This window comes from Pseudomonas frederiksbergensis (assembly GCF_035751725.1).
In the GTDB taxonomy this organism is placed as follows: Bacteria; Pseudomonadota; Gammaproteobacteria; order Pseudomonadales; family Pseudomonadaceae; genus Aquipseudomonas; species Aquipseudomonas frederiksbergensis_A.
In genome coordinates, this window is sequence record NZ_CP142104.1 from 1,194,481 (window position 1) to 1,219,102 (window position 24,622).

General features: G+C 61.8%; 20 protein-coding genes. 13 read left to right on the top strand and 7 right to left on the bottom strand.

What is annotated here, in order from left to right; translation table 11 throughout:
• The first annotated feature begins 23 nt into the window (after positions 1-23).
• The 3 genes from VQ575_RS05245 to VQ575_RS05255 all read left to right on the top strand — a co-directional run bounded on the left by VQ575_RS05245 (position 24) and on the right by VQ575_RS05255 (position 1,873).
• Entirely contained in the window at positions 24-494 is a 471-nt protein-coding gene (locus VQ575_RS05245; RefSeq protein WP_039591502.1) for a nuclear transport factor 2 family protein, read from the top strand.
• Between the two features lie 40 nt (positions 495-534).
• Positions 535-858: a GIY-YIG nuclease family protein gene (locus VQ575_RS05250; protein WP_039591501.1), complete on the top strand. Its 324-nt coding sequence runs from the start codon at positions 535-537 to the stop codon at positions 856-858.
• A 79-nt stretch (positions 859-937) separates the two neighbouring features.
• Entirely contained in the window at positions 938-1,873 is a 936-nt protein-coding gene (locus VQ575_RS05255; RefSeq protein WP_325919205.1) for a glutathione S-transferase family protein, read from the top strand.
• A gap of 50 nt (positions 1,874-1,923) precedes the next feature.
• On the opposite strand, the gene yejK is transcribed toward VQ575_RS05255, so the two are convergent.
• On the bottom strand, positions 1,924-2,928 hold the full coding sequence (yejK, locus tag VQ575_RS05260; RefSeq protein ID WP_030139623.1) for a nucleoid-associated protein YejK: 1,005 nt from the start codon (positions 2,926-2,928) through the stop codon (positions 1,924-1,926).
• A 394-nt stretch (positions 2,929-3,322) separates the two neighbouring features.
• Between yejK and VQ575_RS05265 the strand changes: the two genes are divergently transcribed.
• Positions 3,323-3,604, top strand: coding sequence for an HU family DNA-binding protein (locus VQ575_RS05265; protein WP_039591491.1), 282 nt, complete (start codon positions 3,323-3,325; stop codon positions 3,602-3,604).
• A 79-nt stretch (positions 3,605-3,683) separates the two neighbouring features.
• On the opposite strand, the gene rlmF is transcribed toward VQ575_RS05265, so the two are convergent.
• The 5 genes from rlmF to VQ575_RS05290 all read right to left on the bottom strand — a co-directional run bounded on the left by rlmF (position 3,684) and on the right by VQ575_RS05290 (position 10,200).
• Positions 3,684-4,703, bottom strand: coding sequence for a 23S rRNA (adenine(1618)-N(6))-methyltransferase RlmF (rlmF, locus tag VQ575_RS05270; RefSeq protein ID WP_039591490.1), 1,020 nt, complete (start codon positions 4,701-4,703; stop codon positions 3,684-3,686).
• Positions 4,704-4,842: 139 nt separating this feature from the next.
• Positions 4,843-7,689: a valine--tRNA ligase gene (locus VQ575_RS05275; protein ID WP_045156817.1), complete on the bottom strand. Its 2,847-nt coding sequence runs from the start codon at positions 7,687-7,689 to the stop codon at positions 4,843-4,845.
• A gap of 158 nt (positions 7,690-7,847) precedes the next feature.
• Positions 7,848-8,213 (bottom strand): hypothetical protein, encoded by a 366-nt coding sequence (locus tag VQ575_RS05280; RefSeq protein WP_039591488.1) that lies wholly within the window; start codon positions 8,211-8,213, stop codon positions 7,848-7,850.
• A gap of 7 nt (positions 8,214-8,220) precedes the next feature.
• Entirely contained in the window at positions 8,221-8,649 is a 429-nt protein-coding gene (locus tag VQ575_RS05285; RefSeq protein ID WP_039591487.1) for a DNA polymerase III subunit chi, read from the bottom strand.
• 60 nt (positions 8,650-8,709) lie between these two features.
• The gene (locus VQ575_RS05290; protein ID WP_039591486.1) at positions 8,710-10,200 is read right to left on the bottom strand and encodes a leucyl aminopeptidase; all 1,491 of its coding nucleotides are present in this window, start codon (positions 10,198-10,200) and stop codon (positions 8,710-8,712) included.
• Positions 10,201-10,560: 360 nt separating this feature from the next.
• On the opposite strand from VQ575_RS05290, the gene lptF reads away from it, so the two are divergent.
• From lptF to pdxJ, 8 genes are all read left to right on the top strand, one after another.
• Positions 10,561-11,682 carry an LPS export ABC transporter permease LptF gene (gene lptF / locus VQ575_RS05295; RefSeq protein ID WP_325919207.1) on the top strand — a complete coding sequence of 374 codons (1,122 nt, stop codon included), beginning with the start codon at positions 10,561-10,563 and terminating at the stop codon, positions 11,680-11,682.
• Positions 11,675-12,736, top strand: a complete 1,062-nt coding sequence (gene lptG / locus VQ575_RS05300) for an LPS export ABC transporter permease LptG (RefSeq protein ID WP_039591484.1) — start codon at positions 11,675-11,677, stop codon at positions 12,734-12,736. The genes lptF and lptG overlap by 8 nt, the downstream gene beginning before the upstream one ends.
• 160 nt (positions 12,737-12,896) lie before the next feature.
• The gene (lepA, locus tag VQ575_RS05305; RefSeq protein ID WP_045156814.1) at positions 12,897-14,696 is read left to right on the top strand and encodes a translation elongation factor 4; all 1,800 of its coding nucleotides are present in this window, start codon (positions 12,897-12,899) and stop codon (positions 14,694-14,696) included.
• A gap of 5 nt (positions 14,697-14,701) precedes the next feature.
• A complete protein-coding gene (gene lepB, locus VQ575_RS05310; protein WP_039591482.1) occupies positions 14,702-15,556 on the top strand; it encodes a signal peptidase I in 855 nt (284 codons plus the stop codon).
• 184 nt (positions 15,557-15,740) lie between these two features.
• The gene (rnc, locus tag VQ575_RS05315) at positions 15,741-16,430 is read left to right on the top strand and encodes a ribonuclease III (RefSeq protein WP_030139612.1); all 690 of its coding nucleotides are present in this window, start codon (positions 15,741-15,743) and stop codon (positions 16,428-16,430) included.
• A complete protein-coding gene (gene era / locus VQ575_RS05320; RefSeq protein ID WP_039591481.1) occupies positions 16,423-17,325 on the top strand; it encodes a GTPase Era in 903 nt (300 codons plus the stop codon). The genes rnc and era overlap by 8 nt, the downstream gene beginning before the upstream one ends.
• A gap of 98 nt (positions 17,326-17,423) precedes the next feature.
• Positions 17,424-18,113 (top strand): DNA repair protein RecO, encoded by a 690-nt coding sequence (recO, locus tag VQ575_RS05325; RefSeq protein ID WP_039591480.1) that lies wholly within the window; start codon positions 17,424-17,426, stop codon positions 18,111-18,113.
• 50 nt (positions 18,114-18,163) lie between these two features.
• Positions 18,164-18,907: a pyridoxine 5'-phosphate synthase gene (gene pdxJ / locus VQ575_RS05330; RefSeq protein WP_039591479.1), complete on the top strand. Its 744-nt coding sequence runs from the start codon at positions 18,164-18,166 to the stop codon at positions 18,905-18,907.
• 69 nt (positions 18,908-18,976) lie between these two features.
• Here the strand turns inward: pdxJ and mltF are convergent, their stop codons facing one another.
• Positions 18,977-20,437, bottom strand: a complete 1,461-nt coding sequence (gene mltF, locus VQ575_RS05335; RefSeq protein ID WP_082112090.1) for a membrane-bound lytic murein transglycosylase MltF — start codon at positions 20,435-20,437, stop codon at positions 18,977-18,979.
• Between the two features lie 287 nt (positions 20,438-20,724).
• On the opposite strand from mltF, the gene purL reads away from it, so the two are divergent.
• Entirely contained in the window at positions 20,725-24,621 is a 3,897-nt protein-coding gene (purL, locus tag VQ575_RS05340) for a phosphoribosylformylglycinamidine synthase (protein WP_039591478.1), read from the top strand.
• Position 24,622 lies beyond the last annotated feature (1 nt).

The window sequence follows — 24,622 nt, forward strand, 5'->3', positions numbered from 1 at the left end:
GAACCGTTTTCCGGAGCCTGTCCATGAGTGATGCCCACAATGCCCTGATCACCCGCTTCTACCAGGCCTTCCAGCGCCTGGATGCCGAAGCCATGAGCGATTGCTACACCGACGACGTGGTGTTCAGCGATCCGGCATTCGGCGAACTGCGCGGGCGTGATGCCGGGGACATGTGGCGCATGTTGACCACTCGGGCCAAGGATTTTTCCCTGACCTTCGACAACGTGCGCAGCGACGAGCGGACCGGCGGCGCGCATTGGGTGGCGACGTACCTGTTCAGCCAGACCGGCAATATCGTGGTCAATGATATCCAGGCGCGTTTTGTCTTCCGCGACGGCAAGATTTGCGAGCACCATGACAGCTTCGATCTGTGGCGCTGGTCCCGCCAGGCATTGGGCACCAAGGGCCTGCTGCTGGGCTGGACGCCGCTGGTGCGCAACGCCGTCAGGGCCCAGGCGCTCAAGGGGCTGCGGGCGTTCCAGGCCAGTCGCTGATAAGATCGCGGCTTGTTTCCTACCTGCTTGCTGAACATCTGTGACGACCGCCAACGAATCTTCCGACCTGTGCGTGCCCGAGGCGACCGAGCCGGGCAAGCCCTGGTTCGTCTATCTGGTACGGGCCGCCAATGGCTCGCTGTACTGCGGCATCAGTGATGATCCGGTACGGCGCTTCGCCAAGCACCAGAGCGGCAAAGGCGCACGCTTCTTTCTTTCCAGCCCGGCGGTGGCGCTGGTGTACACCGAGGCCTGTCGCGACAAGGGCGAGGCCCTGCGTCAGGAGCGGCTGATCAAGAAACTCAGGAAAAGCGCCAAGGAATGCCTGGTGGCCAGCGCGACGGCGCCGGATCAATCGCACTGATAGGCCTTTATCACGCGGGTAGGCTGTTGCCCGATGTCACGCTACAGTGCGGGTCTTCTTCCCTGCATTGGCGAATCTCATGTCAGAGCTGATCCTTCACCATTACCCGACGTCACCATTTGCCGAAAAGGCCCGCCTGCTGATGGGCTTCAAGGGCCTGGCCTGGCGATCGGTGAACATCCCTGCGATGATGCCCAAGCCCGACCTGACCGCCTTGACCGGCGGCTACCGCAAGACGCCGGTGTTGCAGATCGGCGCGGATATCTACTGCGATACGGCGTTGATCGCTCGCCGGTTGGAGCAGGAAAAAGCCTCGCCGGCGCTGTTCCCTGAGGGCCGAGAAATGATCGCGGCGTCCTTCGCGGCGTGGGCCGATTCGGTGGTGTTCCAGCATGCGGTCAGCCTGGTGTTCCAGCCTGAATCGGTGGCGGTGCGCTTTGCCAGGCTGACGCCTGAAGCCATCAAGGCATTCATCAGCGATCGCGCCGGCCTGTTCAGTGGCGGCACGACCACGCGCTTGTCCGCCGAACAGGCCAAGCACCAATGGCTGACGATCATGGCGCGGCTTGAACAACAGTTGCTGCGTGAGGAGGGGGATTTCCTGTTGGGCGATGCTTCCATAGCCGACTTCGCCATGGCCCATCCGCTGTGGTTTTTAAAGGGCACGCCCGTCACTTCACCGTTGGTGGACGAGTACCCGGCCGTATCGGCCTGGCTCGCACGGGTGCTGGGCTTTGGTCATGGCGCGCCGAAAGAGATGAGTTCCGAAGAGGCGTTGGACGTAGCTCGCAACGCCACGCCGGCAGCGTTGCCGGATGAACTGTTCAATGACCCGAATGGCTTTGTGGCGGGGCAGCAGGTGACCATCGCCGCGACGGATTATGGTGTCGATCCGGTGGCCGGGGAGCTGGTGTTTGCGGGTAGCGAAGAATTGGTTCTGCGGCGCGAGGATGAGCGTGGCGGGGTGGTGCACGTGCACTTTCCGCGGTTTGGCTTCAGGGGCGAGGCTCGATGAACAACGCATGATCTTGTGGGAGCCAGCAAGCTCGCTCCCACAGGGAGTGCTCAATTACGGCGCTTGAGCTGATCCGTCAGGGATGTCGGCAAGCCCTTGATGATCAGCGTGCCGGCCTCCTCGTCATACTCGATCTTGGAGCCCAGCAGGTGCGCTTCGAAGCTGATGGACAAGCCTTCGGCGCGGCCGGTGAAGCGGCGGAACTGGTTGAGCGTGCGTTTATCGGCGGGGATTTCTGGCGATAGGCCATAGTCCTTGTTGCGGATGTGATCGTAGAAGGCTTTCGGGCGCTCTTCATCGATCAGCTCGGACAGTTCTTCCAGGCCCATGGGCTCGCCGAGCTTGGCCTGGCTGCTGGCGTAGTCCACCAGGGTCTTGGTTTTTTCCCGGGCATCGTCCTCCGGCAGGTCTTCGCTCTCGACGAAGTCACTGAAGGCCTTGAGCAGGGTGCGGGTCTCGCCGGGGCCGTCGACGCCTTCCTGGCAGCCGATGAAGTCACGGAAGTATTCCGAGACTTTCTTGCCGTTCTTGCCCTTGATGAACGAAATGTACTGCTTGGACTGTTTGTTGTTTTGCCATTCCGACACATTGATCCGCGCCGCCAGGTGCAACTGGCCCAGGTCCAGGTGACGGGACGGGGTCACGTCCAGTTCATCGGTGACTGCCACGCCTTCGCTGTGGTGCAGCAGGGCGATGGCCAGGTAGTCGGTCATGCCCTGCTGGTAATGCGCAAACAGCACGTGGCCACCCACCGACAGGTTGGATTCTTCCATCAGTTTTTGCAGATGCTCCACCGCTACGCGACTGAAGGCGGTGAAGTCCTTGCCGCCGTCCAGGTATTCCTTCAGCCAGCCGCTGAACGGATGCGCCCCGGACTCGGCGTGGAAGAACCCCCAGGCCTTGCCTTGCTTGGCGTTATAGCTTTCGTTGAGATCGGCGAGCATGTTCTCGATGGCCGTGGACTCGGCCAGTTCGGAGTCGCGGGCGTGGAGCACAGCAGGCGTGCCGTCGGGTTTTTTGTCGATCAGGTGGACGATGCAATGACGGATCGGCATGGATTTCTCGGCTGATGAAAGAGGGGAGTGCGCGCTCCCCGAAAAGGGCCCAGTGTACCGCAATCACTGGTTTTGCAACGCGTCGAAGGGCCTTTCAGACCCTTCCGACACCCTGAGAGCATTTTTTTACCGATTTAGCGCAATAAAGCTGACCATTTGGGTAGGTAGAGGCGGATATTTCACAGGCGTTGTGCTAGTTTTGCCCGGTCTTACGCGATGTCACTGCGTTAAGCGTGCATTCAGCATTTGTCAGGTCGAACCAAACCCGGATTTCGGCATCTATTACCCCGATCCGTCGTGGTAATGACCGAGGGCGGCTGATCAGATAGATCGGGCTCGATGGCTGACACTGCACTCTGCAATCCATATGAATTTGATAGGGAAGGAACACTACATGGCTCTTACTAAAGACCAACTGATCGCTGATTTGGCTGAAGCTGTAGACGCACCGAAAGCTACCGTGCGTGCACTGCTGGACCAACTGGGCCAAATCGTTGCCGATCAGCTGGAAAACGGCGGCGAACTGACCTTGCCAGGCGTTGGCAAGCTGAAAGTCACCGAGCGTCCTGCCCGTACCGGTCGCAACCCTTCGACTGGCGCAGCCATCGAAATCCCGGCCAAGAAAGTGATCAAGCTGGTTGTGGCCAAAGGCCTGACCGACGCGGTCAACAAGTAAGACCGCTTGATAAAACCGTGCCGCGGAGCGATCCGGGCACGGTTTTTTATTGCCTTGGAAAACTGAGGAACTGTGCTTTCTAGTCCTTGCGAACCCAACGCGACTGGCGCCAAGCTTGCTGTTGCGCGTCGTCCTGGAAGGTCCAGGCCACGAAGCGACTTTGTTTTTGGCCCTGGGACATCTCCACCACCTGGCTTTGCAACGCTCCCGCCTTCTTGAGCGCTGTCTCGATGGCCGGCAGGTTGGACGCCTTCGACACCAGGGTGCTGAACCACAGCACTTGACCCGCCACCTGGGCGCTTTCGCTGATCAGTTGCGTGACAAAACGCGCCTCGCCACCCTCGCACCACAACTCCGCCGCCTGGCCGCCAAAGTTCAACACCGGCAACTTGCGCTTCGGGTCCGCCTTGCCCAGCGCACGCCATTTGCGCTGACTGCCCTTGGTCGCTTCTTCCAGGGAGGCGTGAAACGGCGGATTGCACATCGTCAGGTCGAACCGTTCGGCGTTCTCCAAAAGGCCCAGCAAGATTTGCTTGCGATTGGTTTGCTGGCGCAGCCGAATGACCTTGTCCAAGCCATTGGACTGGACGATGGTCTTGGCCGAGGCAATCGCGGTCGGGTCGATCTCCGAACCGAGGAAATGCCAGCGATAGTCGCTGTAGCCGATCAGTGGATAGACGCAATTGGCACCGGTGCCGATGTCCAGCACCTTCACCGCAGCCCCACGGGGGATTTCACCTGCGTTGTGGCTGGCGAGCAAATCGGCGAGGAAATGTACGTAGTCCGCCCGCCCTGGCACCGGCGGGCACAGGTAGTCAGCCGGGATATCCCAATGGGCGATGCCGTAGAAGGATTTGAGCAGCGCCCGGTTGAACACCCGCACCGCTTCAGGGCTGGCAAAGTCGATGCTCTCCTTGCCGTAGGGGTTGATGATCACGAACTGCGCCAGTTCGGGCGTGCTCTTGATCAATGCCGGGAAGTCATAACGTCCCTGATGGCGATTGCGTGGATGCAGGCTGGCTTTCTCGCGGGGCGCTTTGGCCTCGGGGGCGAGCTTGGGCTTCTGGCGGGCAGGTCGGGGTGTGCGAGGGACAGTCATGGGCGGATCGTTCGGGGCTGGCTCATAAAGTGGCGGGCATTGTCCCACATCCGGCCCACAGGTTCCTGCTGCATAAGGAAGAAGTGGCAGGCACAAAAAAGGAGGCCATCAGGCCTCCTTTTTTAATCGCGAACAACCGTTACAGGCTGGAGATCCGCGCGTGTTGCTCAGCCAGCTTGCCCAAGGCCTGTTCAGCCTCGGCCAGCTTGGCCCGTTCCTTCTCGATGACTTCGGCAGGGGCCTTGTCGACGAAGCCTGCGTTGGACAGCTTGCCACCCACGCGCTGGACTTCGCCTTTGAGGCGCAGGATTTCCTTGTCCAGGCGCGCCAGTTCCGCGGCCTTGTCGATCAGGCCGGCCATTGGCACCAGCACTTCCATTTCGCCGACCAATGCGGTGGCCGACAGAGGCGCTTCTTCGCCCGCAGCCAGCACGGTCACCGATTCAAGCTTCGCCAGCTTCTTGAGCAGTGCTTCGTTCTCATTGAGGCGACGCAGGTCTTCGGCGCTGGCGTTTTTCAGGAACAGGGTCAGCGGCTTGCCCGGGCCGATGTTCATTTCGGCGCGGATGTTGCGCAGGCCGAGCATGAAGGTCTTCAGCCACTCGATGTCGTCCTCGGCGGCCGGATCGATGCGGGTCTCGTTGGCCACCGGCCACGGTTGCAGCATGATCGTCTTGCCTTGGATGCCAGCGAGCGGTGCGATGCGCTGCCAGATTTCCTCGGTGATGAACGGCATGAACGGATGCGCCAGGCGCAGGGCCACTTCCAGCACGCGCACCAGGGTGCGACGTGTGCCGCGCTGGCGCTCCACCGGTGCGTTTTCGTCCCACAGCACGGGCTTGGACAGTTCCAGATACCAGTCGCAATACTGGTTCCAGATGAACTCGTACAAGGCCTGCGCGGCCAGGTCGAAACGGAACTGGTCGAGTTGGCGAGTCACTTCGGCTTCGGTGCGTTGCAACTGGGAAATGATCCAGCGATCGGCCAGGCTCAGCTCGTAGGCTTCGCCGTTCTGGCCGCAGTCTTCACCTTTGTCCAGCACGTAGCGCGCGGCGTTCCAGATCTTGTTGCAGAAGTTGCGATAGCCTTCGACGCGGCCCATGTCGAACTTGATGTCGCGACCGGTGGACGCCAGCGAGCAGAAGGTGAAGCGCAGGGCATCGGTGCCGTAGCTGGCGATGCCCTCGGCGAATTCTTCGCGGGTGGCTTTCTCGATCTTCTTCGCCAGTTTCGGCTGCATCAGCCCGGAGGTGCGTTTCTGCACCAGGGTTTCCAGGTCGATGCCGTCGATGATGTCCAGCGGGTCCAGGACGTTGCCCTTGGACTTGGACATCTTCTGGCCCTGGCCATCGCGCACCAGGCCGTGGACGTAGACGGTCTTGAATGGCACTTGCGGGGTGCCGTCCTCGTTTTTCACCAGGTGCATGGTCAGCATGATCATCCGGGCGACCCAGAAGAAAATGATGTCGAAGCCGGTGACCAGCACGTCGGTGGAATGGAATTTCTTCAGGAACTCGGTCTGCTGCGGCCAGCCCAGTGTGGAGAACGTCCACAGGCCCGAGCTGAACCAGGTATCGAGGACGTCGTTGTCCTGCGCCAGGGCAACGTCCGGACCGAGGTTGTGCTTGGCGCGGACTTCGGCTTCATCGCGGCCGACATAGACCTTGCCCGACTCGTCGTACCAGGCCGGAATACGGTGGCCCCACCACAGCTGGCGACTGATGCACCAATCCTGGATGTCGCGCATCCACGAGAAGTACATGTTCTCGTACTGCTTGGGCACGAACTGGATGCGGCCGTCTTCCACGGCGGCGATCGCAGGCTCGGCCAGCGGCTTGGTGGACACATACCACTGGTCGGTCAGCCACGGCTCGATGATGGTGCCGGAGCGGTCGCCTTTCGGGACTTTCAGGGCATGGTCGTCGACGCTGACCAGCAGGCCGGCGGCGTCAAACGCGGCAACAATCTGCTTGCGCGCCTCGAAACGGTCCAGGCCGGCGTATTCGGCCGGGATCTGGCCGTCGACGCTTTCGTTCAAGGTGCCGTCGAGGTTGAAGGCCTGGGCGGCCGGCAACACATGGGCGTTCTTGTCGAAAATGTTCAGCAGCGGCAGGTTGTGGCGCTTGCCGACTTCGTAGTCGTTGAAATCGTGGGCCGGTGTGATTTTTACGCAGCCGGTGCCGAATTCGGGGTCGCAATAATCGTCGCCGATGATCGGGATGCGACGGCCAACCAGCGGCAGCTCGACGAACTTGCCGATCAGCGCCTGATAACGTTCATCGTTCGGGTTCACCGCCACGGCGGAGTCGCCCAGCATGGTTTCCGGACGGGTGGTGGCGACGATCAGGTAATCCTTGCCTTCGGCGGTCTTGGCGCCGTCGGCCAGCGGGTACTTCAGGTTCCACAGGAAACCTTTCTCGTCGTGGTTCTCCACTTCGAGGTCGGAAATGGCCGTGTGCAACTTGGTGTCCCAGTTGACCAGGCGCTTGCCGCGGTAGATCAGGCCATCTTCATGCAGGCGCACGAAGGCTTCCTTCACCGCTTCCGAAAGGCCGTCGTCCATGGTGAAGCGCTCGCGGCTCCAGTCCACCGACGAGCCGAGGCGACGGATCTGGCGGCTGATATTGCCGCCGGACTCGTCTTTCCATTCCCAGACTTTCTCGAGGAATTTCTCGCGACCCAGGTCATGGCGGTTCTGGCCCTGGGCTTCGAGACGACGCTCCACCAGCATCTGCGTAGCGATGCCGGCGTGGTCGGTGCCCGGTTGCCACAAGGTGTTGCGACCTTGCATGCGCCGGAAACGGATCAGGGCGTCCATGATCGCGTTGTTGAAACCGTGGCCCATGTGCAGGCTGCCGGTGACGTTCGGCGGCGGGATCATGATGGTGTAGGAATCGCCCGCGCCTTGCGGAGCGAAATAATTCTCTGACTCCCAGGTGTTGTACCAGGAAGTTTCAATGGCGTGCGGCTGGTAGGTCTTATCCATGCGCGGCGGGACCCTATTGGCATTTATTCAGGAAAAGCCGGGAAGTATAGCGGGGCGTGGGGCGCAGGGCGAGTCAGTACGCAACGACTGCGAACAGATCCCCGTGGCGAGGGGGCAAGCTCCCTCGCCACGAAAACAATCACAATCGGGGCGCCGGGTTACTCGTATTGACTCAACAACCGCTCCATCCGCGCATCCAGCCGGCGCTTGATCTCGGTTTCGATGTGCGGGGCGAAGTCGTCGATGACGTCTTGCATGATCAGTTGTGCGGCGGCGCGAAGTTCCCGGTCCAGGTGCAGCAGGGCGTCGGGGCCTTTTGGTTCGGCCTTGGGGGCTGGCTTGGGTTCCGGCTGGCCGTTGATCGGGTCGAACAGCAGCGGGATCTGTTCGTCGTGCACCGGTTCGTGCTCCACCGTATCGGTCAGCAGCGGCGGTTGCAGGGTGTCGTCGCCGAGCAGTTGGCGGATCGACTCGAGGTCATCGAGCAATTGCGCGGGTTTTTGCGGTGGTTTTGGAGTATCCATCGTAGGCTCAAAGTCGCTGTAAACGGTGGTCTTGCAGAGGATAGCCCTGTTCGCGGTAGAAGCGGAAACTCTCCCGCGCGGCTTGCCGGATGACCGGGTCTTCCACGACCACTTCCGCCACGCGGGCGAAGCGCTGGGCGAAGGCCGGCACTTTCAGGTCAAGGTTGACCAGCAGGTCCTGATGCTCTGCGCAGTCATCCCCCAACCCGAGCACGATTGCACCCTCTGACTCGCTTTCCGCCGGGCCATGGGGCACGAAGCTTTCGCCTTTGAAAGCCCATAGCCGTGCGTCGAGGTCCTCGCGCTGGGCTGCATCGCTGCAATGCAGGTAGATGCGGTGTCCCATGCGCCAGGCCTTTTCAGTGAGCTTGCAGGCGAAATCCAGTCGCGCCGAGGGATCGGCGCTGGGCAGGATATAGAAATCGACTTTGGTCATTGCGGTTCCGGAGCCATCGCTGGCGCCACCCGAGGGCGACGCCAACGGCAATCATTGATGTCAGGCCTTGGCGCGGTCCAGCAGGTATTGGGTCAGCAGGGGAACCGGACGACCGGTGGCGCCCTTGTCCTTGCCGCCGCTGGTCCAGGCCGTGCCGGCGATGTCCAGGTGCGCCCAGTTCAGGTTCTTGGTGAAGCGCGACAGGAAGCACGCCGCCGTGATGGTCCCGGCTTTCGGGCCGCCGATGTTGGCGATGTCGGCGAACGGGCTGTCCAGTTGTTCCTGGTATTCGTCGAACAATGGCAGCTGCCAGGCACGGTCGTCGGCTTGCTGGCCGGCGCTGAGCAGTTGGCCGATCAGCTCGTCGTTATTGCCCAGCAGGCCCGAAGTATGGGCGCCGAGGGCGACCACGCAGGCGCCAGTCAGTGTGGCGATGTCGATCACGGCTTGCGGCTTGAAGCGCTCGGAGTAAGTGAGGGCGTCACACAGCACCAGACGGCCTTCGGCGTCGGTGTTGAGGATTTCGACGGTCTGGCCGCTCATGGTGGTGACGATGTCGCCCGGACGCGAGGCCGTGCCGCTGGGCATGTTCTCGGCGCAGGCCAGGATGCACACCAGGTTGATCGGCAGTTGCAGTTCGAGCACGGCGCGCAGGGTGCCGAATACGCTCGCGGCGCCGCCCATGTCGTACTTCATTTCATCCATGCCGGCGCCCGGCTTGAGGCTGATGCCGCCGGTGTCGAAAGTGATCCCCTTGCCGACCAGTGCGTATGGCTTCTCGGATTTCTTGCCGCCGTTGTATTGCATGACGATCAGGCGCGGCGGCTGGGCGCTGCCCTGGCCGACGGCATAGAAGGAACCCATGCCCAGGTCCTTGATCTTTTTCTCGTCGAAGACTTCGACCTTCAAGGCCTTGAATTCCTTGCCCAGTGCCTTGGCCTGTTCGCCCATGAACGTCGGGTGGCAGATGTTCGGCGGCAGGTTGCCCAGGTCGCGGGTGAACGCCATGCCGTTGGCAATCGCGGTGGCGTGGGTCACGGCGCGCTGGACCTCAGCCTGGGCGGCCTTGATGGTCAGCACGGTGATTTTTTTCAGGGCGCGGGGTTCGGCTTTCTGGCTCTTGAAACGGTCGAACTGATATTCGCCGTCCACCAGGGTCTCGGCCAGCAGGCGGTTCTTGCCGTAGCTGTCGCGGCCCTTGACCACCAGTTCGTCCAGCGCCAGCGCAGCGTCGGTCCCACCCAGGCTCTTCAGGGTGCCCAGCACGCCGGCAATGATCTTGCGGAACGGACGGTCGCCCAGTTCGGCGTCCTTGCCCACGCCCACCAGCAGCACGCGCTCGGCCTTGAGGTTAGGCAAGCTGTGCAACAACAGGCTCTGGCCGACCTTGCCAGCGAGGTCGCCGCGCTTGAGCACCGCGCTGATCGCACCGCCGCTCAAGGCGTCGAGCTGGGTCGCGACGACGCCGAGCTTGCGGTTTTCACCCACGGCAACCACCAGCGTGGCGGTCTTCAACGTTTCTGGGCTGACGCTTTTTACAACCAGTTCCATGTCCGGATCCTTGAGTCAATGGTCAAGAGGCCAGGCGCCAGGACAACATTGGCGCGCTGAACAGCTGTCTTCTATATAGAAGCGCCGGGGCTCACCGGCGACAAAGGCCGCAGTTTGAACCCCGGCGCCCGAGCCTGACAACCCTCGCAGCCGTTAACTTTTTTGCCATGAAGCGTCTGGTTAAAGCGTGCGCAGTGACAGGCGCGTCCAATCACAGGATAATGCGGCTCTTTTTTCGGCTGCTCGCGGTGTGAGTCGGCTCGATACGTTTCTTGTTTGGCCGCCATAGGTTTGTTTGAAAAGTCGTCGCGCAGGCACTTTTCATACAAAGCCCAGCCTGACAATCCTGGAGTGTCTGGTGTGATCGTCTTTCGTTATCTGTCCCGCGAAGTCCTGCTGACCCTGAGCGCCGTCAGCGCCGTGCTGCTGGTCATTATCATGAGTGGGCGCTTCATCAAATACCTTGCCCAGGCGGCTTCGGGCGCCCTGGACCCGGGCTCGCTGTTCCTGATCATGGGGTTCCGCCTGCCGGGCTTCCTCCAGTTGATCCTGCCCCTGGGATTGTTCCTCGGCATCCTGCTGGCCTATGGTCGCCTGTACCTGGACAGCGAAATGACCGTGCTGTCGGCCACCGGCATGAGCCAGCAGCGCCTGTTCCGCATCTCCTTGTTCCCGGCGACGGTGGTGGCACTGGTGGTCGCCTGGTTGAGCCTGAGCCTGGCGCCCCAAGGGGCGAACCAGTTTCAATTGCTGATCAACCAGCAGGACGCCCTGACCGAATTCGACACCCTGGTACCGGGGCGCTTCCAGGCCCTGCGCGACGGGACGCGCGTCACCTATACCGAGGAGCTTTCCGAAGACCGCGTCAACCTGGGCGGGGTCTTCATCACCCAGAAGAACGTGTCGTCGGACACCAAGAAGGACCGCGGCATTTCCGTGCTGGTATCCGAAAAGGGGCGCCAGGAAATCAACCCTGACGGCAACCGCTACCTGATCCTGGAAAACGGCTATCGCTACGACGGCACGCCGGGGCAGGCCGATTACCGGGCGATCAAGTACGACACCTACGGCGTGCTGCTGCCCAAGCCCGAGGCCAGCGACGAAGTCACTGACCGGGATGCGATGTCGACTGCCAGTCTGCTGGGCAACGACGACATCCGCGCCCGTACCGAGCTGCAGTGGCGCCTGTCGCTGCCGCTCCTGGTGTTTATCGTGACGCTCATGGCGGTTCCGCTGTCGCGGGTCAATCCGCGCCAGGGCCGTTTCCTTAAGTTGTTGCCGGCGATTCTCTTGTATATGGCTTACCTCACCATCCTGATTTCCGCCCGCAGTGCCCTGGAGAAGGGCAAGATCCCACCGACGCTGGGCTTGTGGTGGGTGCATTCGATCTTCCTGGCCATCGGCCTCGGGTTGCTCTACTGGGAGCCACTGCGGCTGAAACTCGCCAGCCGTCGCAGCGCGCTGGAGGTGGCCCGTGGTTAAGCTCGACCGCTATATCGGCAGCAGCGTTTTCATGGCCATCCTCGCGGTACTGGGGATCATCCTTGGCCTGGCGACCTTGTTCGCGTTCATCGACGAGATGGGCGATGTCAGCGATACCTATACGCTGCTGGACGTGGCGAGCTATGTATTGCTGACCGCGCCGCGCCGCTTGTACGACATGCTGCCGATGGCCGCATTGATCGGCTGCCTGATCGGCCTTGGCAGCCTGGCGAGCAACAGCGAACTGACCATCATGCGCGCCGCTGGCGTGTCCATCGGTCGGATCGTCTGGGCGGTAATGAAGCCGATGCTCGTGTTGATGTTGGTGGGCTTGCTGATCGGCGAATACATCGCCCCGGCCACCGAGAACACCGCCCAGGCCAACCGTTCCCTGGCCCAGGGCGGTGGTGACGCGCAAAGCGCCAAGCATGGCCTGTGGCACCGCCAGGGCGATGAGTTCATCCACATCAACTCGGTCCAGCCCAATGGCACCCTGTATGGCGTGACCCGCTACCGCTTTGACGACCAGCGGCACATGCTGTCCTCAAGCTTCGCCAAGCGCGCGAAGTTCGAAGAGGACCATTGGCAACTGAACGACGTCACGACCACGCTGTTCCATGACAAGCGCACCGAAGTCGTCGCCGTCCCGCAGGAGCGCTGGGACGTGGCGCTCAGCCCGCAGCTGCTCAGCACCGTGGTCATGGCGCCGGACTCCTTGTCGATCACCGGCCTGTGGGGCTACATCCACTACCTGGCGGACCAGGGCCTTAACAATGGTCGCTACTGGCTGGCTTTTTGGGTCAAGGTGTTGCAACCGCTGGTGACCGCTGCACTGGTCTTGATGGCCATTTCCTTTATCTTCGGTCCGCTGCGCTCCGTGACGCTTGGCCAGCGGGTCTTCACCGGCGTGCTGGTGGGCTTTACCTTCCGTATCGCCCAGGATCTGCTCGGCCCATCGAGCCTGGTATTCGGCTTCTCGCCGTTGTTTGCGGTGCTGGTGCCGGCCGGTGTCTGCGCGTTGGCCGGGCTCTGGTTGCTGCGCCGGGCGGGTTGATTCAGATTCATCGTGGCGAGGAGCTTCTGTGGCGAGGGAGTAAATCCCCTCGCCACAGAAGCCCATCGACAGGCGAACGTGACGCTTGCGCGGTGTATCAGGTACAATTCCCGGCTATTTTTCGGCGGGCCATGCCTGCAGCCTTTTTGAGTGTTGATCCGTGAGTGATTTGAGTCATATCCGCAATTTCTCCATCATCGCCCACATTGACCATGGCAAGTCGACGCTGGCTGATCGCTTCATCCAGATGTGCGGCGGCCTGGCCGAGCGTGAAATGGAAGCCCAGGTCCTGGACTCCATGGACCTGGAGCGTGAACGCGGGATCACCATCAAGGCCCACAGCGTTACCCTTTATTACAAGGCTCGCGACGGAATTACCTACCAGCTCAACTTCATCGATACCCCGGGCCATGTCGACTTCACCTATGAAGTCAGCCGGTCGCTGGCGGCCTGTGAAGGTGCGTTGCTGGTGGTCGATGCCGGCCAGGGCGTCGAGGCCCAGTCGGTCGCCAACTGCTACACGGCCATCGAGCAAGGCCTGGAAGTCATGCCGGTGCTGAACAAGATCGACCTGCCCCAGGCCGATCCGGACCGCGTGAAGGAAGAAATCGAAAAAATCATCGGCATCGACGCCACCGACGCGGTTACTTGCAGTGCCAAGACCGGCCTGGGCGTGGATGAAGTGCTCGAACGCCTGGTTACCACCATTCCCGCGCCGACCGGCAATATCGAAGATCCGCTGCAAGCGTTGATCATCGACTCCTGGTTCGACAACTACCTGGGCGTGGTTTCCCTGGTTCGCGTGCGCCATGGCCGCGTGAAGAAGGGCGATAAGATCCTGGTCAAGTCCACCGGCAAGATCCACCTGGTGGACAGCGTCGGTGTCTTCAACCCGAAACATACCGCCACCGTCGACCTGAAGGCCGGTGAAGTGGGCTTCATCATTGCTGGTATCAAGGACATTCACGGGGCGCCGGTCGGCGACACCCTGACCTTGAGCTCGACCCCTGATGTCGATGTGCTGCCCGGCTTCAAACGCATCCAGCCGCAGGTCTACGCCGGCCTGTTCCCGGTCAGTTCCGACGATTTCGAAGATTTCCGCGAAGCGCTGCAAAAGCTGACGCTGAACGACTCGTCCCTGCAATACACCCCGGAAAGCTCCGACGCCCTGGGCTTCGGCTTCCGTTGCGGGTTCCTCGGCATGCTGCACATGGAAATCATCCAGGAGCGCCTGGAGCGCGAGTATGACCTGGACCTGATCACCACGGCGCCGACGGTAATCTTCGAACTGCTGCTCAAGAACGGCGAGACGATCTACGTCGACAACCCGTCCAAGCTGCCGGACCTGTCGGCCATCGAGGACATGCGCGAGCCGATCGTGCGGGCGAACATCCTTGTGCCTCAGGAGCACCTGGGCAACGTCATCACCCTGTGCATCGAGAAGCGCGGCGTGCAGCACGACATGCTGTTCCTTGGCTCCCAGGTCCAGGTGACCTACGACCTGCCGATGAACGAAGTGGTGCTGGACTTCTTCGACCGTCTCAAATCCACCAGCCGCGGCTATGCTTCGCTGGACTATCATTTCGATCGTTACCAATCGGCTAATCTGGTGAAGCTGGATGTGCTGATCAACGGCGAGAAGGTCGATGCCCTGGCATTGATCGTGCACCGTGACAACGCGCACTACAAAGGTCGCGCATTGACCGAGAAGATGAAGGAGCTGATTCCGCGGCAGATGTTCGATGTGGCAATCCAGGCCGCCATTGGCGGGCAGATTGTGGCGCGTACAACCGTCAAGGCACTCAGAAAGAACGTATTGGCCAAATGCTACGGCGGCGACGTCAGCCGTAAGCGCAAGCTGTTGGAAAAGCAGAAGGCCGGTAAAAAACGCATGAAGCAGGTCGGCAACGTGGAAATTCCACAGGAAGCCTTCCTCGCGGTGCTCAGGTTGGATAGTTAGGTCCTATGTCGCTAAATTTCCCGCTGTTGCTGGTTATCGCCGTGTTCGTCTGCGGCCTGTTGGCGTTGCTTGATCTGTTGTTCCTGGCGCCTCGGCGCCGGGCGGCCATTGCCTCTTACCAGGGCAGTGTCAGCCAGCCTGACGGCGTGGTCATTGAAAAGCTAAACAAGGAACCACTGCTGGTCGAGTACGGCAAGTCGTTCTTCCCTGTGCTGTTCATCGTGCTGGTGCTGCGCTCGTTCCTGGTTGAGCCGTTCCAGATTCCGTCCGGTTCGATGAAACCGACCCTGGACGTGGGCGACTTCATTCTGGTGAACAAGTTTTCCTACGGGATCCGGCTGCCAGTGATCGACACGAAGGTCATCGAGATCGGCGACCCGCAACGCGGCGATGTGATGGTGTTCCGCTTCCCAAGCGACCCGAACGTCAACTACATCAAGCGTGTGGTGGGGCTGCCGGGCGACAAGATCCGCTATACCGCCGACAAACGCCTCTTCGTCAACGGCGAATTGGTGGCTGAGCAGTTGATCGGTTCCGAACCGGGCACGCTGGGCAGCGCCGAGCTCTACAAGGAAAAACTCGGCGAGGCGGAACACCTGATCCGCAAGGAAATGAGCCGCTACCGCGCCACGCCGGACCATTCGTGGACCGTGCCGGCCGGGCACTATTTCATGATGGGCGACAACCGCGACAACTCCAACGACAGCCGGTACTGGGATGATCCAAACATACCCAAGGACGTACTGGGCATGGTTCCCGACCGCAATATCGTCGGCAAGGCCTTTGCGGTCTGGATGAGCTGGCCGGAACCCAAACTCAGCCACCTGCCGAATTTCTCGCGGGTTGGCCTGATCAAGTAATCACACACGGCGCTGTTGAACACAGCGCCGAATGCATTTCTGGAGCCTGTACGAGGTTGCCCGAAGGCATGAAGCCAACGATAGTCAGGACGTCATTTTTGAACACAGCGTTTATTGTCCCAAGCCAATGGCGCCTTGCCGCCGTGGTAGTGGAATCCAGCCACGAACTCAGCGTGGGTAAACCGTGAGCGTTTCTCTAAGCCGCCTCGAGCGTCAGCTCGGCTACACGTTCAAGGATCAGGAGCTGATGCTCCTGGCCCTCACTCACCGCAGTTTTGCCGGGCGCAACAACGAACGCCTGGAATTCCTCGGCGATGCCATCCTCAACTTCGTCGCCGGCGAGGCGTTGTTCGAACGCTTCCCCCTGGCTCGCGAAGGCCAGTTGTCGCGTTTGCGCGCACGATTGGTAAAAGGTGAGACCCTGGCGGTACTGGCCCGTGGTTTCGACCTGGGCGATTACTTGCGCCTGGGTTCCGGCGAGTTGAAAAGCGGCGGTTTCCGCCGCGAATCGATCCTCGCCGACGCCTTGGAGGCGTTGATTGGCGCGATCTACCTGGACTCGGGCATGGAAATGGCGCGCGAGCGCGTGCTGGCCTGGTTGACTTCCGAAATTGACAGCTTGACGCTGGTGGACACCAACAAGGATCCCAAGACTCGCTTGCAGGAATTCCTGCAGTCGCGCAGTTGCGAACTGCCACGCTACGAAGTGGTGGATATCCAGGGTGAGCCGCATTGCCGAACCTTCTTCGTCGAATGCGAAGTGGTCTTATTGAATGAAAAAAGCCGGGGCCAGGGCGTGAGCCGTCGTATTGCCGAACAGGTAGCGGCCGCCGCAGCACTGATCGCCCTGGGCGTGGAGAATGGCAATGACTGATACAACCGTCACCCGCTGCGGCTATGTCGCCATTGTCGGTCGGCCGAACGTGGGCAAGTCCACGTTGCTGAACCATATCCTCGGCCAGAAGCTGGCGATTACCTCGCGCAAGCCGCAAACCACTCGTCACAACATGCTGGGCATCAAGACCGAAGGCGACGTGCAGGCGATCTATGTCGACACCCCAGGCATGCACAAGGGTGGCGAAAAGGCCCTGAACCGCTACATGAACAAGACCGCCTCGGCGGCGTTGAAAGACGTCGACGTGGTGATCTTCGTGGTCGACCGCACCAAGTGGACCGAAGAAGACCAGATGGTCCTCGAACGCGTCCAGTACGTGACCGGGCCCTTGATCGTGGCACTGAACAAGACCGATCGCATCGAAGACAAGGCTGAACTGATGCCGCACCTGACCTGGTTGCAGGAGCAGTTGCCGAACGCCCAGATCATCCCGATCTCCGCCCAGCATGGCCACAACCTCGACGCGCTGGAGCGGGTAATTGCCGAGCACCTGCCGGAAAACGATCACTTCTTTCCCGAAGACCAGATCACCGATCGCAGCAGCCGCTTCCTCGCCGCCGAGCTGGTGCGCGAGAAAATCATGCGTCAGATGGGTGCCGAGCTGCCGTACCAGATCACGGTGGAGATCGAGGAGTTCAAGCAGCAGGGCAAGACCTTGCACATTCATGCCTTGATCCTCGTCGAACGTGACGGCCAGAAGAAAATCATCATTGGCGACAAGGGCGAGCGTATCAAGCGCATCGGCACCGAGGCGCGCAAGGACATGGAGCTGCTGTTCGACTCCAAGATCATGCTCAACCTGTGGGTCAAGGTGAAGGGCGGCTGGTCCGATGACGAGCGGGCGTTGCGTTCGTTGGGTTACGGCGACCTGTAATCTGTTTGGCTGGGGGCGGGCTCTTGTGGCGAGGGAGCAAGCTCCCTCGCCACAGGATCCGTTTATCCATTGATGTCTTGCTGATACTCAGGCCCCCGATGTCGCCCAACCAACCCCTCGCCCAACCCGCTTACGTCCTCCACAGCCGCGCCTACCGCGAAAGCAGCGCCCTGGTGGACTTCCTCACGCCCCAAGGGCGGCTGCGGGCAGTGTTGCGCGGAGCGCGGGGCAAGGCGGGGACGCTGGCGCGGCCGTTCGTGCCGTTGGAAGTCGAATTCCGCGGCCGGGGCGAGTTGAAAAATGTCGGGCGCATGGAAAGCAACGGTGTCGCGGCCTGGCTCAATGGCGAGGCCTTGTTCAGCGGTCTATACCTCAACGAACTGTTGATCCGCCTGCTGCCGGCCGAGGATCCCCATCCCGCTGTATTTGATCATTACACCGCCACGCTGCTGGCACTGGCCGAAGGGCGTCCGCTGGAACCGTTGCTGCGCTCGTTCGAATGGCGCCTGCTGGATGACCTGGGCTATGGCTTTTCCCTCGACACCGACCTGCACGGCCAGCCCATCGCCGCCGACGGGCTGTACCGCTTGCAAGTGGACGCGGGCCTGGAGCAGGTCTACCAGCTTCAACCCGGGCTGTTCAATGGCGTTGAACTCCTGGCCATGGCCGAAGCCGACTGGACCGCGCCGGGTGCGTTGGCGGCGGCCAAGCGTTTGATGCGCCAAGCCTTGGCCGTTCATTTGGGCGGTCGGCCGCTGGTCAGTCGCGAGCTGTTTCGCAAGCCCTGATCTCCCCGTATGCTGTGGGCCGAATCTCTGTCCATTCAGGAGCGCTTTTCGTGAGCACCAGCAATCGCATTCTTCTCGGCGTGAACATCGACCATGTCGCCACCCTGCGCCAGGCCCGTGGTACGCGCTACCCGGATCCGGTCAAGGCCGCACTGGATGCCGAAGAGGCGGGTGCCGACGGTATCACCGTGCACCTGCGCGAGGACCGTCGCCACATTCAGGAACGCGACGTGCTGTTGCTCAAGGATGTGCTGCAAACCCGCATGAACTTCGAAATGGGCGTGACCGAGGAAATGATGGCGTTCGCCGAGCGCATTCGCCCGGCGCACATCTGCCTGGTGCCGGAAACCCGCCAGGAACTGACCACCGAAGGCGGCCTGGACGTGGCGGGGCAGGAGGCGCGGATCAAGGCGGCGGTGGAGCGGCTGTCGAAGATGGGCGCCGAGGTGTCGCTGTTCATCGATGCCGACGAGCGGCAGATCGAAGCCTCCAGGCGGGTCGGCGCCCCGGCCATCGAACTGCACACCGGGCGTTACGCCGACGCCGAGACCCCGACCGACGTGGCCGAAGAGCTGCAGCGGGTCGCCGATGGCGTCACCTTTGGCCTGGCCCAAGGCCTGATCGTCAACGCCGGCCATGGCTTGCATTACCACAACGTCGAGGCTGTCGCCGCGATCAAGGGTATCAACGAGCTGAACATCGGCCACGCGCTGGTGGCTCATGCGTTGTTCGTCGGGTTCAAGTCGGCTGTGTCGGAAATGAAAGCGCTGATCCTGGCTGCCGCCAAGTCCTGATCCACATTGTGGCGAGGGGATAAATCCCCTCGCCACAGGGTCATCACAACATCAGGAATTGTGTAGAGCCTATAGCTGCGGGGATTCCTGGTTCGGCTTGCTCTTGTCCACGCCCGGCACGTGCAGGTTGCCCTCGGCCACCTGGTTGCCTTCGAGTTGCGGCTGCGTCACCCAGGTCAGGATGTCGTAGTAGCGACGGATGTTCGCCACGAAATGCACCGGTTCGCCGCCCCGGGCGTAGCCGTAGCGGGTCTTGCTGTACCACTGTTTCTGGGACAGGCGCGGCAGGATTTTCTTCACGTCCAGCCACTTGTTCGGATTCAGCCCTTCCTTGGCCGCGAGCTTGCGCGCGTCGTCGAGGTGGCCGCTGCCGACGTTATAGGCGGCGAGGGCGAACCAGGTACGATCCGGTTCCTCGATGCTCTCGTCCAGTTGTTCTTTCATGTAGGCCAGGTACTTGGCGCCGCCCATGATGCTCTGCTTCGGATCGAGGCGGTTGGACACACCCATGGCCTGGGCGGTGTTCTGGGTCAGCATCATCAGGCCGCGCACGCCCGTCTTGGAGGTCACTGTCGGTTGCCATAGTGATTCCTGGTAACCAATGGCAGCCAGTAGCCGCCAATCGACCTTTTCCTTCTTGGCGTACGTCTTGAAGTGTTGCTCGTATTTGGGCAGCCGCTGCTGCAGGTGCTGGGCGAAGGTCGTTGCGCCCATGTAGCCGAGGACGTCAACGTGGCCGTAGTAACGATCCTTCAAGCGTTGCAGCGTGCCATTCTTCTGGACCTTGTCCAGGTAGTCGTTGATCTCGTTGAGCAGGCTGTTGTCTTCGCCGGGGCCCACCGCCCAGCTCTGGCTGCGGGTGTCGCCCAGGTCGAAAGCCACGCGTACGTTGGGGAAGTAGACCTGGTTCATCGCCACTTCGTTGGAATCGACGAGGGTCAGGTCGATCTGGCCCTCATCGACCATGCGCAGCAGGTCGACGACTTCGACGGCGTCGGATTCTTCGTAGTCGATTCCTGGATATTGCTGCTTGAGCTGCGCCAGCTGTTCGGCGTGGGAGCTGCCCTTGAGCACCATGATCTTCTTGCCGGCCAGGGCTGCCGCGTCGGTGGGGCGTGACTGGCCATTGCGATAGATGACCTGCGGGGTGACTTCCAGGTAAGGGTGGGAAAACCGTACCTGCTTCTTGCGCTGTTCGCTGCTGACCAGGCCCGCGGCGGCCAGCACCGGGCCGTTGGGCTTGCCGACCTGGCTGAAGAGATCGTCGAGGTTGTCAGCGGTCTCGATTTTCAGCTCGACCCCCAAATCCTCGGCGAAGCGCTTCACCAGCTCGTATTCGAAGCCGGTTTCACCACTGCGATCCTGGAAGTAGGTGGCGGGGCTGTTCCGGGTAACGACCCGCAGCACGCCATCCTCCTTTACGCGCTCCAGTGTGTTGGGTTTCTCAACACAGCCACTGAGCACCAGGAAGAGTCCGGTTGCGATCAGCCATCTGGCGTACCGCGGACGCAAAGCCGTTGGGGAAAACATCTGCGCAGTATACGCAAACGGCCTCGACCGCCATATATCGACAGCAAAAGGCCAGTCTGTTAGAGGTTGCAAAACGTGTCCGCAAGCCAAGCGGGCCGGCGCGCGGCAGGGCTCATGTGGATAAAAAATATCTCCATGGCGTGGCGCCGATGACCGGGTGAGGCTGCCGTCGACAGCGCGACCGACGTTCGGCTGGCACCTGACGTAGCGTTTCGGGTGCCGTCGGCAGCGGTTTAGGCTAGAATGCACGGCCTCAAAGCACACCCCTTCCCGAGGCTGTCCCGAAGATGTTGATCCTGCGCGGCGCTCCTGCCCTTTCTGCCTTTCGCCACAGCAAACTTCTTGAGCAACTGAGCCAGAAAGTACCGGCTGTCAGTGGCTTGTATGCTGAATTCGCTCACTTCGCTGAAGTCACCGGCGGTTTGACCGGCGACGAACAGCAGGTGCTCGCGCGCCTTCTGAAGTACGGTCCAAGTGTCCCGGTCCAGGAGCCGACCGGTCGCCTGTTCCTGGTATTGCCGCGTTTCGGCACCATTTCGCCATGGTCGAGCAAGGCCAGCGACATCGCCCGCAATTGCGGCCTGTCGAAAATCCAGCGCCTGGAGCGCGGCATAGCCTTTTATGTCGCCGGTGAGTTCAGCGAGGCCGAGGCCCAACTGATCGCCGAAGGCCTGCACGACCGCATGACCCAAGTGGTGCTGGGCAACCTGGAGCAGGCCGCCGGCCTGTTCAGCCACGCCGAGCCCAAGCCGCTGACCGCCATCGACGTGTTGGGCGGTGGCCGTGCCGCGTTGGAAAAAGCCAACGCCGAGCTGGGCCTGGCCCTGGCCGAAGACGAGATCGATTACCTGGTCAACGCCTTCCAGGGCTTGAAGCGCAACCCGCACGACATCGAACTGATGATGTTTGCCCAGGCCAACTCCGAGCACTGCCGCCACAAGATCTTCAACGCCAGTTGGGATATTGACGGCCAGGACCAGGAAAAAAGCCTGTTCGGCATGATCAAAAACACCTACCAGATGCACAACGAAGGTGTGCTGTCGGCCTACAAGGACAACGCCGCGGTGATCGTCGGCAACGTTGCCGGTCGCTTCTATCCGAACCCCGAGACCCGCCAGTACGGTGCGGTCCAGGAGCCCGTGCATATCCTGATGAAGGTCGAGACCCACAACCACCCGACCGCCATTGCCCCGTTCCCGGGCGCGTCCACCGGTTCCGGTGGCGAGATCCGCGACGAAGGCGCCACCGGTCGCGGTGCCAAGCCCAAGGCTGGCCTGACCGGTTTCACCGTATCGAACCTGCAGATCCCGGGCTTCCAACAGCCGTGGGAAAAGCCCTACGGCAAGCCTGAGCGCATCGTCAACGCCCTCGACATCATGATCGAAGGCCCACTGGGCGGCGCCGCGTTCAACAACGAATTCGGCCGTCCGGCCCTGACCGGCTACTTCCGTACCTTCGAACAGTCCATCACCACCCCCCGTGGTGAAGAAGTCCGTGGTTACCACAAGCCGATCATGCTCGCCGGCGGCATGGGCAACATCCGCGCCGAACACGTGCAGAAAGGCGAAATCGTGGTCGGCTCCAAGCTGATCGTCCTCGGCGGCCCGGCCATGTTGATCGGCCTGGGCGGCGGCGCGGCATCCTCCATGGCCACCGGCACCAGCTCGGCGGACCTGGACTTCGCTTCGGTCCAGCGGGAAAACCCGGAAATGGAACGCCGTTGCCAGGAAGTCATCGACCGTTGCTGGCAGTTGGGCGAGCAGAACCCGATCAGCTTTATCCACGACGTCGGCGCGGGCGGCCTGTCCAATGCCTTCCCGGAACTGGTCAACGATGGTGGCCGTGGCGGCCGCTTCGAACTGCGCAACATTCCGAATGACGAGCCGGGCATGGCCCCGCACGAAATCTGGAGCAACGAATCCCAGGAGCGTTACGTCCTGGCGGTCGGCCCGGCCGACTTCGAGCGCTTCCAGGCGATTTGCGAGCGTGAGCGTTGCCCGTTCGCCGTGGTGGGTGAAGCCACCGCCGAGCCGCAACTGACCGTGACCGACAGCCACTTCGGCAACAGCCCGGTGGACATGCCGCTGGAAGTGCTGCTGGGCAAGGCCCCGCGCATGCACCGTTCGGCGGTTCGCGAGGCCGAGCTGGGCGACGATTTCGATCCGTCCACCCTTGACATCGCCGAGTCCATCGAGCGCGTCCTGCATCACCCGGCCGTGGCGAGCAAGAGCTTCCTGATCACCATCGGCGACCGCACCATCACCGGCCTCGTGGCCCGTGACCAGATGGTCGGCCCATGGCAGGTGCCGGTGGCCGACGTGGCCGTGACCGCCACCAGCTTCGACGTCTACACCGGCGAAGCCATGGCGATGGGCGAGCGCACGCCGCTGGCGCTGCTGGACGCCCCGGCTTCGGGTCGCATGGCGATCGGCGAGACCCTGACCAACATCGCGGCTTCGCGTATCGGCAAGATTTCCGACATCAAGCTGTCGGCCAACTGGATGTCCGCCGCCGGCCACCCCGGTGAAGACGCCCGCCTGTACGACACCGTCAAGGCGGTCGGCATGGAGCTGTGCCCTGAGCTGGGCATCACCATTCCAGTGGGCAAGGACTCCATGTCCATGGCCACGCGCTGGAACGACGAAGGCGTGGACAAGAGCGTGACCTCGCCGCTGTCGCTGATCGTGACCGGTTTCGCACCGGTCACCGACATCCGCCAGACCCTGACCCCGCAACTGCGCATGGACAAAGGCACCACGGACCTGATCCTGATCGACCTGGGCCGTGGCCAGAACCGCATGGGCGCCTCGATCCTGGCCCAGGTGCATGGCAAGCTTGGTTCGCAAGCGCCGGACGTCGACGACGCCGAGGACCTGAAGGCGTTCTTTGCCGTGATCCAGGGCCTCAACGCCGACGGTCACCTGCTGGCCTACCACGACCGTTCCGATGGCGGCTTGCTGACCACCGTGATGGAAATGGCCTTCGCCGGCCACTGCGGCCTCAACCTGACCCTGGACAGCGTGGCCGAATCGGCCAGCGAAATCCCGGCGATCCTGTTCAACGAAGAACTGGGTGCAGTGATCCAGGTTCGCCAGGACGCGACCCCGGACATCCTCGCCCAGTTCAGCGCCGCCGGCCTGGCCGAATGCGTCTCGGTGATCGGCCAGCCGATCAACAACGCCCACATCAACATAACCTTCAATGGCGACACCGTCTTCGAAGGCCAGCGCCGCCTGTTGCAGCGCCAGTGGGCCGAGACCAGCTACCAGATCCAGCGCCTGCGCGACAACGCCGACTGCGCGGAGCAGGAGTTCGACGCGCTACTGGAAGAAGACAACCCGGGCCTGAGCGCCAAGCTCAGCTACGACGTCAACGACAACGTGGCCGCGCCCTACATCAAGAAAGGCATTCGCCCACAAGTGGCAGTCCTGCGTGAGCAGGGCGTCAATGGGCAGGTGGAGATGGCAGCCGCGTTCGACCGCGCCGGTTTCAACGCGATCGACGTGCACATGAGCGACATCCTCGCCGGTCGTGTCGACCTGAACGACTTCAAGGGCATGGTCGCGTGTGGTGGCTTCTCCTATGGCGACGTGCTGGGCGCCGGTGAAGGCTGGGCCAAGTCGGCGCTGTTCAACAGCCGCGCCCGCGATGCGTTCCAAGGCTTCTTCGAACGTACCGACAGCTTCACCCTCGGCGTGTGCAACGGTTGCCAGATGATGTCCAACCTGCACGAGCTGATCCCGGGCAGCGAATTCTGGCCGCACTTCGTGCGTAACCGTTCCGAGCAGTTCGAAGCCCGCGTGGCGATGGTCCAGGTGCAGGAGTCGAACTCGATCTTCCTGCAGGGCATGGCTGGTTCGCGCATGCCGATCGCCATCGCCCACGGCGAAGGCCATGCGGAATTCGAAAGCGAAGAAGCCTTGCTCGAAGCCGACTTGTCCGGTTGCGTGTCGCTGCGTTTCGTCGACAACCACGGCAAGGTCACCGAAACCTACCCGGCCAACCCGAACGGCTCGCCGCGCGGGATCACCGGCCTGACCAGCCGCGACGGCCGCGTCACGATCATGATGCCGCACCCGGAGCGGGTGTTCCGCGCGGTGCAGAACTCGTGGCGTTCGGACGACTGGAACGAAGACGCGCCATGGATGCGCATGTTCCGCAACGCGCGCGTCTGGGTGAACTAAG